We start from the raw sequence: 13507 nt of genomic DNA on the forward strand, positions 1-13507 counted from the left end.
CCTCCCGCCGTCGCGGCGGCCGCGGTCTATCTCACGCGCTCGGAGGGATATTCGATCGCGCGGCCGAAATCCGTGCTGTTGTCATACGGCGTTACGAAAAAGCGTGGATGATGCGGCTTGAACGCCGCGCCGGACAGGCAGGACAGCACCAGCGGAAACGTGTCGACCAGCGTCAGATCGTCGGCGGCCATGGTCCGACAGGCGAGGGGCAGTCGCATCGCGTTCAGGGCGCCGAACCGTTCGTGCAGATCCTCGTCCGTCCATGCCGTCGGCGGCTTCTGGAATTGGCCGCGAAAGGCGGTGCCGTGATCCGACTGGAGCACGATCAGGGCGCCCGGATCGGCTTGCGTGATGTCATGGAGCAGCGTCAGAGTCTGTGCGTTGACGCAGGTGAGCTGCTCGACGAAGGCCGGCCGCGCCTCCGGACGCCAGAGTTGGAGATCCGGATCGGCAGGACGAAAGCTGCAATCCGACCGGAAGCGGATCGGCGGATGCGGCGCCAGCACATGGGCATAGAGGACAAACGGCGAGGGCATCGCGCGGATCGCGTTCAGCTTCGCGGTGAGGTCGTCGACGCCGCCCCAGGCGAACGGCGTCGATTGCCGGTGCTGGACGATCAAATCGATGATCGGGGTATTTGAGAGGATCGCGATATCGAGCTCGTCGAGGCCCAGATTGCCGCGCACGCATCGCACCTCGTCGGGGGCGCATTCCGTGAGATAGTCGTAGCCGTTCTCGAAATGCACATAGGTGTAGCCCGCCGATTTCAGGCGGGTCACGGTGCGGTTCTTGCCCCTGACGCGCGCCTGCATCTCCTGCATCGGCAACGGCTGAAGCGTCCCGCCTTCGCCCTCGATCGTGTAGTCGAAGCTCGCCGTGCTGGAGATCGAGTTGATGGTGGCGGGGAAATTGGAGTGACTGCGGCCGAGCACGGTGAAATCGAGCCCGCGCAGCGACTGGATGAAGCCGCTATTGTCGAACTCGAAATCCTCGGCGAGCACGTCCTGCCGCGGATATCCATCGAGCACGATCCAGTAGATGTTCGGCGTGAGCGAAAATCGCTCGTGCGTCCCGGCCGTGTCCGATGCCGTGGGGCGCGCTGAATCATTGCGCATCGCGAATGTGGCGATGCGCGCGATCGACGGCGCCACGAACGCCGCCGACAGAACCAGCGCGACCGGGACCGCGGCCCGATTGCGGATGGAGACGAGCGCCACGATGCCGCTGCCCAATGTCGCCGCCACCCAAGCCAGCGGCGCGAGCTGACCGAGATGCGCCTTCAGCTCGCGCTGGATCAGATCGATGTCGTAGGCGAAAAAGACGAACACCATCAATCCCGATGCCAGCAGGATGCGCCAGAGCGGCAGCCTCCGCAGCAGGAGCTTGAGGCCGGCGGCGACGATCGCCGTGAGCGCCAATGTGCCGGCGGCGTAGTGCAGGACCCGCGAGGGGCCGGCGAGCGCATGGATGTTTTCCGCGTAGAAATCGAGCAGGGCCACGGTCGACAGGATCGCGGCCGTCAGCGCCGATCGCAGCAGGAGCCCATGATCGTCCTGACCACCCGTCATGGCTGGCCCGCAACGCGTTCGAATTCGTACAGCGTGCGGCCGCCGGACGCGAGCTCGAGCCGCTGCACGATCCTGCCGTGACGACCCAGCGCCTGCTCGAATTGCGCGCTGTCATAGCCCTCGAAGATGTCGCGCCGCAGCCGCAGCATGCGCTGGACCATCGGATCGTTCTTCGGCACGAATTCGATCACGCCGCGCGGCGCGAGGCCGACCAGCCACGCCACAACGAAGGGCAGCGGCACGTTGCGGCCGATCGCGAGGTGATGCACCAGCGCCAGTGCGATGACGGCGTCGGCGTTGCGGCGCGAGGTCAGGCCCGATCGCTCGGCCTCCGCCCAGCCCTGCGCGGGACTCGGATTGGCCGCATCGGAGAACAGCGGCAGGAAGTTGAGGCGCGCCGTCGCCGCGCGCGCGGCCGCCGCCTCCAGCGCGTCGAGGTCGCTGTCGAAGCCGATCACCGATCTCGCGCCGCCGTTCAACAGCGCCTCGGCGTAGCGGCCGGTGTTGCAGCCGATGTCCCAGGCGCAGGCGGGCGCGTGGCGCCGGGCGAAATCCGCGACGAAATCCTGCTTCCTGCGCTCCTCGTCGCCGGCATAGGACACGTTGCCGGTCTCGTAGCGCTGCCATTCCGTCGGCGCGATGGCCTTCGGCGTCAGCTTCGAGATCCAGCGATGCAGCCGCCGCAGCACCATCTGCAGTACGGCCTTGGGCAGCGGCCGTGCCGGGCCGGCGGTCGTTTCAGGCGTATGCCGTGCGCGCCGCTGCATCAGTTCGGGCAGCGTGATGTTGGTGAGAATGTCGGGCGCGAGCCAGCGTCGGAGGCGGCCGAGCAGCGCGACGATGTCGCGGCTGGCGATGCCGTCGAGCGCGCCGCGGTACCAGGCATTGTGCGCAATCCCGAACAGCGCGCGCAGCAGCAGCGGATTGACGAACTGCTCGATGAACTGGCGCTGGCCGGTCCAGTAGTCGCCGTCCCGGTAAGGCACGAAGGACGGAATGTCGATGAAGACGGGGCGGGCGCCCTCGAATTGAATGTTGTAAGCGCTCGCATCCGACAGCGCGACATCGAAATCGAGCGCGCGCAGCTGCACGTCGAGATGCAACAGCGCCGCGCGCTTGAGCAGCGCGAAGGGCCATTCATAGGGATAGGAGATCAACGGCAGTTTGGGATGGACGAGGACGCGCCCGCCCCGCGCGGGCTCCGGCACATCCGCAAGCAACGTCGCATCGGCCTCCTCCGCGGCGATGATCCATCCACGGCGGGTGAGATCGTCATAGGCGCCGGAGGATTTCAGCCGCGCAAAATTCTGCGCGGCCTCGCCGTTGATTGAACGCAGGATCGTGTCGCCGGACGAGAAGATGGTGCCGGAGGGATCGCGGAACGAGCCGGGATCACGAATGGCCATTGCCGGAAGAGTCCTTTGGCCAGCTTTCGGGCGGAGCCTTCGAACGCCGGAACAATCCCAGGATCCGCCGTCCATAGGCGCGGATCGCGATCAGGCCGCCGGCAATGGCCGCGATCAGGCTCTGCACCGCGAACGCGCCCGTCCCCGGATCGAGATAGGCGTAGGCGCTGGTCGGCATCAGCGCAGCCAGGCACGCCAGAACGGTCACGAAGACCACAGGAGATTTCTTCGTCATGGAAGCCCCGTCACGACAAGGGCGGCCGGTCGCAACGGGCCGGACACGCTGTCTGTGACAGAGCGTAGCATTCCGCCTGCGCGCGTAACCTTAAATCTTGTCCATCAAGGCGGAGGTCGCCCGAATTTCGCCCCCGCGGCACCGCCGCATTCCGCGAATAAGGCAGATGGGACATGCGCGGAAACACAAATTTCTGCCCGCGGGACGTTCACCTCATTCGTCCGCCCCCGGTTTACCAATGATTGACCGAACAGCCCGGTCGGCGTCGACGGCAGGCGTCGCGGTCCCCTGCAATTAATGGTTTTGTCGCCCGGGCTGTTCTAGTCCAGCCGTATGACCACGGCGGAATTCATCGCAGCCTGCTACTGGCCCTCCCTCGTCATCGCTGCATTTGCGCTGCTGAAGGCTCGCAACACCGCGGCCTTTCCGTTCGTCGGCAAGATCGTCTTCGCGCTCGTCATCGTCTGTCTCGGCCTCGCGATATTTTACGACAAGAGCTCGGTCATCGCGGTCAACGACGTCCATGTCGGCCTCGTTCTTTTTGGTCTGGCCGTCGCCGGATCGCAGCTGCGGCAGCCGCCGCTGTACGGCTCATGGCGCGACAAGGCGAAGGCGCTCGGCTCGATGATCCTGATCGTGCTGCTCGGCAGCGGCCTTGCGTGGTATGCCGGGCGGATGCTGTTTCTCGATCATCTGACCTCCCGCATCGTGGTCGAAGGTCGTGTCGATCGCACCTGGAGGTCGACCAGCCGCAGCAGGGCGGACTATCTCGTCAGCATCGCGGGCCAAACGGTGAAGGTCACGCAGCCGCTCTACGAACGGCTGGAGAAATTCAGGCCGGCGGTCCGTGTCGAGGTCGGACGCGGCTCGGACTATGTCTACGAGATCGAATATCTCTCGAATTGATCCGCAGCGTCACCGCCGCGGATGCGCGCTGGCATAGACTTCGAGCAGCCGCTCGGAATCGATGCCGGTGTAGATCTGCGTGGTCGAGAGCGAGGAATGGCCGAGCAATTCCTGGATCGCGCGCAGATCGCCGCCGCGCGAGAGCAGGTGCGTGGCGAAGGAATGCCGCAGCGCATGCGGCGTGGCGCTGTCGGGCAGGCCGAGCGCGCCGCGCAGCCGCTCCATCGCGAGCTGGATGATGCGCGGGCTCAAGGGGCCGCCGCGCGCGCCGAGGAAGATCGGGCCTTCCGCCGGCAGCGGATAGGGGCACATCGAAACATATTCCTGCACCAGCGCGAGCACGTTTTGCAGCACCGGCACCATGCGGGTCTTGTTGCCTTTGCCGGTGACGATCAGCACGTCGCCCTCGCCGGGCCGCGGCACCTCGCGGCGCTTCAGGCCGAGCGCTTCGGAGATGCGCAGGCCCGAGCCGTACAGCAGCGCCATCACCGCAGCGTCGCGCGCGAGAACCCAGGTCTCGCGGTCCTCGCCCGCGCGCTCGTCGGCATCGGCAAGCCGCTTGGCGGACGCCATCGGCAATGGCTTGGGCAATGTCTTGGCCACCTTCGGGGCGCGAATCGCCGAGAGCGCGCCGACCTTGCCCTTGCCTTCTCGTTCGAGAAATCGGCCGAACGAACGCAGGCCCGCCAGAGCCCGCATCAGCGAGCGGCCGGCGATGTCGTCGGCGCGGCGCATCGCCATGAAGGCGCGGACGTCGGTGGCTTCCAGCGAGGCGAACCGTGCCAGCGTCACGCGTTCGCCCCAATGGGCACAGAGGAAATCCAGGCACTGCCGCAAGTCGCGGCCATAGGCTTCCAGCGTCTTCGGCGACAGCCGCCGCTCGGCGCCGAGATGCGACAACCAGCGCGTCATCTCCAGCGCGATCGAGGGATCGGCGCTGGCGAGCTCGATTTGGGGGGCGGCGGCTTTGCTCATGCGCTCTGGACGGATTGATTCCGCACAGTATATCGCATCACACCCGTTAACGTTCGCTAAGGCTTCCGCAGGGCGCTAGCTTCAAAGCCCCGAGGTTCCGATTCTCTCCCCCAAAGACCATTGATGGATCACACGTCCCGCAGCACGACGACCCCCGCCAACGCGACCCGCATGGTCGACGTGCTGGTGCCGGTCGCGCTCGACCAGACCTATTCCTACAAGGTGCCGCGCGGGATGGAGCTGAAGGCGGGCGATCTCATCGGCGTGCCGCTGGGCCCGCGCGAGGTGCTCGCGGTGGTCTGGGCGGAAAACGCCAATCCCGATCCGCGCCTGCACAATCGCCTCAAGGAGGTCAGCGAGAAGCTCGACTTTCCGCCCTTGAAACCCGAATTGCGTTCCGTGGTCGACTGGGTCGCCAATTACACGCTGAGCCCGCGCGGCATGGTGCTGCGCATGTGCCTGCGGATGGGCGAGAATCTCGGCCCCGAGCGGGTGCGCGCCGGCGTGCGGCTGGTCGGCGATCCCCCCAAACGGCTGACGCCGGCGCGGCAGCGCCTGATGGAGGTGCTGTCGGACCGGCTGCTGCACGCCAAATCCGAGGCCGCCAAGGAAGCTGGCGTCTCGGCCGGCGTGATCGACGGCCTCGTCGACGAGGGCACGCTGACGGTCGAGCCGATGCCGCCGCCGCCCCCGCCGCCGGCGCCCGATCCGGATTTCGGCCGGCCCGATTTTTCGCCGCTCCAGCGCGCGGCCGCCGATACGCTGCGTGCGCTTGCGGCCAACGGCACCTTCCACGTCGCGCTGCTCGACGGCGTCACCGGCTCGGGCAAGACCGAGGTCTATTTCGAGGCCGTGGCAGAGGCGATCCGCCGCGGAAAACAGTCGTTGATCCTGATGCCGGAGATCGCGCTGACCGGTCAGTTCCTCGACCGTTTCGCGCAGCGCTTCGGCGTGCGGCCGATCGAATGGCATTCCGAGCTGACGCCGCGCACCCGCGCGCGCAATTGGGCGGCGATTTCGGAAGGCACAGCGCCGGTCGTGGTCGGCGCGCGCTCGGCGCTGTTTCTTCCCTATGGCAATCTCGGCCTCATCGTCGTCGATGAAGAGCACGACCAGGCCTACAAGCAGGACGAAGGCGTGCATTACCACGCCCGCGACATGGCCGTGGTGCGCGCCCATATCGCAAAGATCCCGATCGTGCTGGCCTCCGCCACGCCCTCGGTCGAGTCCGAGGTCAATGCGCGCAAGAACCGCTATCAGCGCATCGCACTGCCGTCGCGTTTCGGCGGCCAGCACATGCCGCATATCGAGGCCATCGACATGCGCCGCGAGCCGCCCGCGCGCGGTCGCTTCATCTCACCGCGGCTGGCCTCCGAGATCAGAAAAGCGATCGAGAAGCGCGAGCAGGCGCTGCTGTTCCTCAATCGACGCGGCTATGCGCCGCTGACGTTGTGCCGGGCCTGCGGCCACCGCTTCGCCTGCACCATCTGCGATGCCTGGCTGGTCGATCACCGCTTTCGCCAGCGCCTCGTCTGCCATCATTGCGGCTTCTCGATGCCGCGCCCGCCGACCTGTCCGCATTGCGCGGCGGAGGAATCGCTGGTCGCGGTCGGTCCCGGCGTGGAGCGCCTGCAGGAGGAGGCCACAGCACTGTTCCCGGACGCGCGCACCATGGTGCTGTCGAGCGATCTCATCACCTCGATCGAGACGATGCGCTCGGAACTGAATGAGATCGCGGAGGGCCGCGTCGACGTCATCATCGGCACGCAGCTCGTGGCCAAGGGCCACAATTTCCCGCGGCTCAATCTCGTGGGGGTGGTCGATGCGGATCTCGGCTTGAGCAACGGCGATCCGCGCGCCTCGGAGCGCACCTGGCAATTGCTCAACCAGGTGATCGGCCGCGCCGGACGCGAGCAGGGCCGTGGCGTCGGCTATCTCCAGACGCATCAGCCCGACCATCCCGTGATGAAGGCGCTGATCGCCTGCGACCGCGAGGGCTTCTACGACAGCGAGATCGACCTGCGCGAACGCACGCTCTATCCGCCGTTCGGCCGGCTCGCGAGCCTGATCATTTCCGCCGGCGACCGTCCGAGCGCGGAGGGTTTTGGCCGCAGGCTCGTGGCCCTCGCGCCGCGCGACGAGCGCGTGGTGGTGCTGGGTCCCGCGGAAGCCCCGCTCGCCGTGATCAAGGGCCGCTACCGCTTCCGCATCCTGGTGAAATCAGCGCGCGGCTTTGACCTTTCGGATTATTTGCGCAACTGGCTCGCGGTGTGCCCGAAGCCGAAGGGCAATCAGAAGCTGGAAGTAGACGTCGATCCCCAGAGCTTCTTGTAGAAGCCCTCCGCTCTATCCCCGTCATTGCGAGCGAAGCGACGAAGCAATCCAGAATCCCTCCGCGGCGACAGTCTGGATTGCTTCGCTTCGCTCGCAATGACGGCGAGAGATTTTGCGCGTCAATGACGGCGGAGGAACAAACAAAAAGCCCGCCGTCCCCCAAGACGGCGGGCTTGTTTCACCCGTGCTGCGCTCGCCGCTCACATGTCCGCAGACAATGGCGAGAACTGCGCTCTCGCGCCTCTTAGGAGACCACTTCCGCGGTGACGCGGCCGACGCCGCGGCTGGTGAGGCCGATCGCGCGGGCAGCACCCGTGGAGAGGTCGAGCACGCGACCGCGAATGAACGGGCCACGGTCATTGATGGTGACGATGACGCTCGAGCTGCCATGGGTGACGCGCAGCTTGGTGCCGAACGGCAGCGAACGGTGCGCCGCGGTCATGGCGTTCTGGTTGAAGCGGGCGCCGGACGCGGTCTTGCTCCCGGACTCGTTGCCATAGAAGGAGGCCATGCCGGAGAAGCTGCGGCCCGTGCCCGACGACGGCGTCATCGCCGCATTGGCATTGCGCCAATCGGAAGTCGCGTTGGTGTCGGCCTGGGCGTGGTGGCGATGATGATGATGATACCGGTGATGCCGGGATTTGGCGGAAGCCTCAGTGGCAGTTCCACCAATGAGGAGAGTTGCGGCAACGAAAGCGATCGCCGTACGCGGCCGGGTCACAGAGCCCAGCGTCTTCAAAGACAGCATTTAGTGGTCCCTAAGCTAGTATTGCCACATATGTGGCAAGTGGAGCCCCCGTAAGTTTGCGAGCGGGATCGCGTTTCGATTCCAAAAGAGGCGTGAATTGGGCAGTAAATCCGTTCTGTGTCGTCATGAAATATCTTGTGAATGGCACCGATATTGCAGCCGATGTTCCGTAATCTTTAGCTTTAACAATTATTTAACCACTCTATTACTCACGAATACTGTTGTATGAAGTCATCACACTTCGCGTTTAGAATTGGGTAAGTATTCGGGACAAGCCGGCAATCGGCTCCGAGTCACGGCTCAGCGATCCGTGTTCATGGCGGCTATGCGCTGAGGGCGGGAACGAATGAGCGGGAGGCCCGCGTCGGGCTCCCAACAATTCCGTGACGCGGCAGGTCGTCGCCGCCCGTCATACATGTCGTCGAGAAGTCGTTGTGAACTGCGACGAACTGGCGACAGAACGTCATGGCTTTAATTTGGCGTCATGTTGCACGTGCGCGCCTGCTATGTTAGCAAAGCCGCGATTTTAACGGACCCGGCACCTCCCGTGCCGGCCGAAAATCGAAGTCCCGCTTGAATTCCAAGGGCTTGGATCGCTTGGCGCCTCTTCGTGGCGACGGTTTTTCCCTTGCGAGTTTGACAGCAAAAAGAGCGCGTCTGTGGCTGCAGAAAATACGTCCGTTTCCGGTGTGTCCGGTCGTTATGCAACGGCCTTGTTTGAACTGGCCCGCGACCAGAAGGCGGTCGACGAGGTCAAGGCCGACCTCGAGAAATTCGAGGCCTTGCTGAACGAGAGTGCTGATCTCAAGCGCCTCGTCCGCAGCCCGGTGTTTGCGGCCGATGCCCAGTCCAAGGCCCTCTCGGCCGTGCTGGCCAAGGCCGGCATCGCCGGCATCACCGCCAATTTCCTGAAGGTCCTGACCGCCAACCGCCGCCTGTTCGCGGTGGCTGACGTCATCCGCGCCTATCGCGCCCTCGTCGCCAAATTCAAGGGCGAGGCGACGGCGGACGTCACCGTGGCGGAAGCGCTTTCGGACAAGAATCTCGACGCCCTCAAGGTTGCCCTGAAGTCGGTGACCGGCAAGGACGTCGCGCTCAACGTGAAGGTCGATCCCTCGATCATCGGTGGCCTCGTGGTCAAGCTTGGCAGCCGCATGATCGATAGTTCGCTTCGCACCAAACTCAATTCGATCAAGCACGCGATGAAAGAGGCAGGCTGATGGACATCCGCGCCGCGGAAATTTCCGCGATCCTCAAGGACCAGATCAAGAATTTCGGCCAGGAAGCTGAAGTCTCCGAAGTCGGACAGGTGCTGTCCGTCGGCGACGGTATCGCTCGCGTCTACGGTCTGGACAACGTCCAGGCCGGTGAAATGGTCGAGTTCGAGAACGGCACGCGCGGCATGGCGCTGAACCTCGAAACCGACAACGTCGGTGTCGTTATTTTCGGCGGCGACCGTGAGATCAAGGAAGGCCAGACCGTCAAGCGCACCCGCGCCATCGTGGACGCGCCGGTCGGCAAGGGCCTGCTCGGCCGCGTTGTCGATGGTCTCGGCAACCCGATCGACGGCAAGGGTCCGATCCAGGCCGACAAGCGCATGCGCGTCGACGTCAAGGCGCCCGGCATCATCCCGCGCAAGTCGGTCAGCGAGCCGATGGCGACCGGCCTCAAGTCGATCGATGCGCTGATCCCGGTCGGCCGCGGCCAGCGCGAGCTGATCATCGGCGATCGCCAGACCGGCAAGACAGCGATCGCGCTCGACACCATCCTGAACCAGAAGCCGCTCAACGCGCAGCCCGACGAGAACATCAAGCTGTATTGCGTCTACGTCGCGATCGGCCAGAAGCGTTCGACCGTTGCTCAGTTCGTGAAGGTTCTGGAAGAGCAGGGCGCGCTCGAGTACTCGATCATCGTCGCCGCCACGGCCTCCGACCCGGCGCCGATGCAGTACATCGCGCCGTTCACCGGCTGCACCATTGGCGAGTACTTCCGCGACAACGGCATGCACGCCGTCATCATCTATGACGATCTGTCCAAGCAGGCCGTCGCCTATCGCCAGATGTCGCTGCTGCTGCGTCGTCCTCCGGGCCGCGAAGCTTATCCCGGCGACGTGTTCTATCTGCATTCCCGCCTGCTCGAGCGCGCGGCGAAGCTCAGCAAGGACCACGGTTCGGGCTCGCTCACCGCGCTGCCGGTGATCGAAACCCAGGCCAACGACGTGTCGGCCTACATCCCGACCAACGTGATTTCGATTACCGACGGTCAGATCTTCCTGGAAACCGACCTGTTCTTCCAGGGCATCCGTCCTGCGGTGAACGTCGGTCTGTCGGTGTCGCGCGTCGGTTCGTCGGCGCAGACCAAGGCGATGAAGAAGGTCGCCGGCAAGATCAAGGGCGAGCTGGCGCAGTACCGCGAAATGGCGGCATTCGCGCAGTTCGGCTCGGACCTCGACGCCTCGACCCAGCGCCTGTTGAACCGCGGTTCGCGTCTGACAGAGCTGCTGAAGCAGCCGCAGTTCTCGCCGCTGAAGATGGAAGAGCAGGTCTGCGTGATCTGGGCCGGGACCAACGGCTATCTCGATCCGCTTCCGGTCAGCAAGGTGCGCGCGTTCGAGGACGGTCTGCTCTCGCTGCTGCGCGGCAAGAACACCGACATCCTCAATTCGATCCGCGACACCCGCGACCTCACCGACGACACCGCTGCCAAGCTGAAGTCGGTGGTCGAAGGTTTTGCGAAGAGCTTCGCGTAAGAAGGCCGTCATGGCCGGGCGAAAGTGCGAAGCACGTCTTCGCACCTGAAGTCCCGGCCATCCACGTGTAACCGCGTGGAAGACGAAGACGTGGATGCCCGGGACACGCCCGGGCATGACGACAGGATAGGGTCGCGGTCCAGCCACAGGCTGATCGCCGGGGTGAACGAAGAATGGCGTCACTTAAAGACATGCGCGTGCGCATCGCCTCCACCAAGGCGACGCAAAAGATCACCAAGGCCATGCAGATGGTCGCTGCATCAAGGTTGCGCCGCGCCCAGCAGGCGGCCGAGGCTGCACGCCCCTATGCCGACAAGATGAGCGCGGTGATCTCCAACATCGCCAGCGCTGCCGCGGGTTCGCCCGGCGCGCCGGCGCTGCTTGCCGGCACCGGCAAGGACCAGGTTCACCTGCTGCTGGTCTGCACCGGCGAGCGCGGCCTGTCCGGCGCCTTCAACTCCTCGATCGTGCGTCTCGCGCGCGAGCGCGCCCAGGCGCTGATGGCGCAGGGCAAGGACGTGAAATTCTTCTGCGTCGGCCGCAAGGGCTACGAGCAGCTCCGCCGCCTGTTCGACAAGCAGATCGTCGAGCATCTAGACCTGCGCAGCGTGCGTCAGCTCGGCTTCGTCAACGCCGAAGACATCGCCCGCAAGGTGCTGGCCCGCTTCGAGAACGGCGAGTTCGACGTCTGCACGCTGTTCTACGCGCAGTTCAAGTCGGTGATTGCCCAGATCCCGACCGCGCAGCAGATCATTCCGCTGGTCGTGGAAGAGAAGGCGGCGAACGCGCCGTCGACGTCCTACGAATATGAGCCGGAGGAGGACGAACTCCTTTCGGGCCTGCTGCCGCGCAACATCGCGGTGCAAATCTTCCGCGCGCTGCTGGAAAACAACGCTTCGTTCTACGGCGCGCAGATGAGCTCGATGGACAACGCCACCCGCAACGCCGGCGAAATGATCCGCAAGCAAACCCAGATCTACAACCGAACCCGTCAAGCCCAGATCACCAAGGAGCTGATCGAGATCATCTCCGGCGCCGAGGCGGTCTGACGCACGAATCAACGACGGTCGTTCAAGTAAAGAATTTCGAAGGAGAGCTTCATGGCTACAGCAGCTAACCAGGTCGGTCGCGTCACCCAGGTGATGGGCGCCGTTGTCGACGTTCAGTTCGAGGGCGGTCACCTCCCGGCCATTCTCAATTCGCTGGAGACCAAGAACGGCAACATCCGCCTCGTGCTGGAAGTTGCGCAGCATCTCGGTGAGTCCACCGTGCGCACGATCGCGATGGACGTGACCGAAGGTCTGGTGCGCGGCCAGGAAGTGACCGACACCGGTTCTCCGATCCGCGTTCCCGTCGGCGAGGGCACGCTCGGCCGCATCATCAACGTCATCGGCGAGCCGATCGACGAAGCCGGTCCCGTCAAGTCCGAAGGCCTGCGCGCCATCCACCAGGAAGCGCCGAGCTACACCGACCAGTCGACCGAAGCTGAAATTCTCGTCACCGGCATCAAGGTCGTTGACCTTCTTGCTCCGTACGCCAAGGGCGGCAAGATCGGCCTGTTCGGCGGCGCCGGCGTCGGCAAGACCGTGCTGATTCAGGAGCTGATCAACAACGTCGCGAAGGCGCACGGCGGTTACTCCGTGTTCGCCGGCGTCGGCGAGCGCACCCGCGAGGGCAACGACCTCTATCACGAGTTCATCGAGTCCAAGGTCAACGCCGACCCGAAGAATCCCGATCCGAGCGTGAAGTCGAAGTGCGCGCTGGTGTTCGGCCAGATGAACGAGCCCCCGGGCGCCCGCGCCCGCGTCGCGCTCACCGGTCTGACCATCGCGGAAGACTTCCGCGACAAGGGCCAGGACGTGCTGTTCTTCGTCGACAACATCTTCCGCTTCACCCAGGCCGGCTCGGAAGTGTCGGCGCTGCTGGGTCGTATTCCGTCGGCGGTGGGTTATCAGCCGACGCTCGCGACCGACATGGGCGCGCTGCAGGAGCGCATCACCACCACGCAGAAGGGCTCGATCACCTCGGTGCAGGCCATCTACGTTCCGGCCGACGACTTGACCGACCCGGCGCCCGCGACCTCGTTCGCACATTTGGACGCGACCACCACGCTGTCGCGCTCGATCGCTGAAAAGGGCATCTATCCGGCGGTGGATCCGCTCGACTCGACCTCGCGCATGCTCTCCCCGCTGGTCGTCGGCGAAGAGCACTACGCCGTCGCCCGTCAGGTTCAGCAGGTCCTGCAGCGCTACAAGGCGCTCCAGGACATCATCGCCATTCTCGGCATGGACGAGCTTTCGGAAGAGGACAAGCTGACGGTGGCGCGCGCCCGCAAGGTCGAGCGCTTCATGTCGCAGCCGTTCTTCGTCGCCGAAATCTTCACCGGTTCGCCGGGCAAGTTCGTCGACCTCGCCGACACCATCAAGGGCTTCAAGGGCCTGGTGGAAGGCAAGTACGACCACCTGCCGGAAGCGGCCTTCTACATGGTCGGCACCATCGAAGAAGCGGTCGAGAAGGGCAAGAAGCTGGCTGCGGAAGCGGCCTGAGCTTTCTCATCTCTTGACTGATGAACCCGCGGGTCGACCC

At 64.8% G+C, this 13507-nt stretch carries 11 protein-coding genes; 6 read left to right on the forward strand and 5 right to left on the reverse strand.

What is annotated here, in order from left to right:
- Positions 1-26: 26 nt before the first annotated feature.
- From AB7532_RS02010 to AB7532_RS02020, 3 genes are read right to left on the reverse strand one after another with little or no spacing between them, the layout of a single operon-like run.
- Positions 27-1568, reverse strand: a complete 1542-nt coding sequence (locus AB7532_RS02010; RefSeq protein WP_441233165.1) for a sulfatase-like hydrolase/transferase — start codon at positions 1566-1568, stop codon at positions 27-29.
- Positions 1565-2974: a class I SAM-dependent methyltransferase gene (locus AB7532_RS02015; protein WP_441233166.1), complete on the reverse strand. Its 1410-nt coding sequence runs from the start codon at positions 2972-2974 to the stop codon at positions 1565-1567. The genes AB7532_RS02010 and AB7532_RS02015 overlap by 4 nt, the downstream gene beginning before the upstream one ends.
- Positions 2961-3209, reverse strand: coding sequence for a hypothetical protein (locus tag AB7532_RS02020; RefSeq protein WP_441233167.1), 249 nt, complete (start codon positions 3207-3209; stop codon positions 2961-2963). The genes AB7532_RS02015 and AB7532_RS02020 overlap by 14 nt, the downstream gene beginning before the upstream one ends.
- A gap of 333 nt (positions 3210-3542) precedes the next feature.
- Between AB7532_RS02020 and AB7532_RS02025 the strand changes: the two genes are divergently transcribed.
- On the forward strand, positions 3543-4115 hold the full coding sequence (locus AB7532_RS02025; RefSeq protein WP_441233168.1) for a hypothetical protein: 573 nt from the start codon (positions 3543-3545) through the stop codon (positions 4113-4115).
- Between the two features lie 9 nt (positions 4116-4124).
- On the opposite strand, the gene AB7532_RS02030 is transcribed toward AB7532_RS02025, so the two are convergent.
- Positions 4125-5090 (reverse strand): tyrosine recombinase XerC, encoded by a 966-nt coding sequence (locus tag AB7532_RS02030; protein ID WP_441233169.1) that lies wholly within the window; start codon positions 5088-5090, stop codon positions 4125-4127.
- Positions 5091-5213: 123 nt separating this feature from the next.
- On the opposite strand from AB7532_RS02030, the gene AB7532_RS02035 reads away from it, so the two are divergent.
- Entirely contained in the window at positions 5214-7424 is a 2211-nt protein-coding gene (locus tag AB7532_RS02035) for a primosomal protein N' (protein WP_441233170.1), read from the forward strand.
- Positions 7425-7668: 244 nt separating this feature from the next.
- Here the strand turns inward: AB7532_RS02035 and AB7532_RS02040 are convergent, their stop codons facing one another.
- Positions 7669-8172, reverse strand: a complete 504-nt coding sequence (locus tag AB7532_RS02040; protein WP_441233171.1) for a septal ring lytic transglycosylase RlpA family protein — start codon at positions 8170-8172, stop codon at positions 7669-7671.
- A 659-nt stretch (positions 8173-8831) separates the two neighbouring features.
- On the opposite strand from AB7532_RS02040, the gene AB7532_RS02045 reads away from it, so the two are divergent.
- From AB7532_RS02045 to atpD, 4 genes are all read left to right on the forward strand, one after another.
- Positions 8832-9392, forward strand: a complete 561-nt coding sequence (locus tag AB7532_RS02045; protein WP_441233172.1) for a F0F1 ATP synthase subunit delta — start codon at positions 8832-8834, stop codon at positions 9390-9392.
- The gene (atpA, locus tag AB7532_RS02050) at positions 9392-10921 is read left to right on the forward strand and encodes a F0F1 ATP synthase subunit alpha (protein ID WP_441233173.1); all 1530 of its coding nucleotides are present in this window, start codon (positions 9392-9394) and stop codon (positions 10919-10921) included. The genes AB7532_RS02045 and atpA overlap by 1 nt, the downstream gene beginning before the upstream one ends.
- A 173-nt stretch (positions 10922-11094) precedes the next feature.
- Positions 11095-11970 carry a F0F1 ATP synthase subunit gamma gene (locus tag AB7532_RS02055; protein WP_441233174.1) on the forward strand — a complete coding sequence of 292 codons (876 nt, stop codon included), beginning with the start codon at positions 11095-11097 and terminating at the stop codon, positions 11968-11970.
- 51 nt (positions 11971-12021) lie between these two features.
- The gene (atpD, locus tag AB7532_RS02060) at positions 12022-13467 is read left to right on the forward strand and encodes a F0F1 ATP synthase subunit beta (protein WP_441233175.1); all 1446 of its coding nucleotides are present in this window, start codon (positions 12022-12024) and stop codon (positions 13465-13467) included.
- Positions 13468-13507: the final 40 nt, after the last annotated feature.

The organism is Bradyrhizobium sp. 930_D9_N1_4 (genome assembly GCF_052076015.1).
Lineage (GTDB): Bacteria > Pseudomonadota > Alphaproteobacteria > Rhizobiales > Xanthobacteraceae > Bradyrhizobium.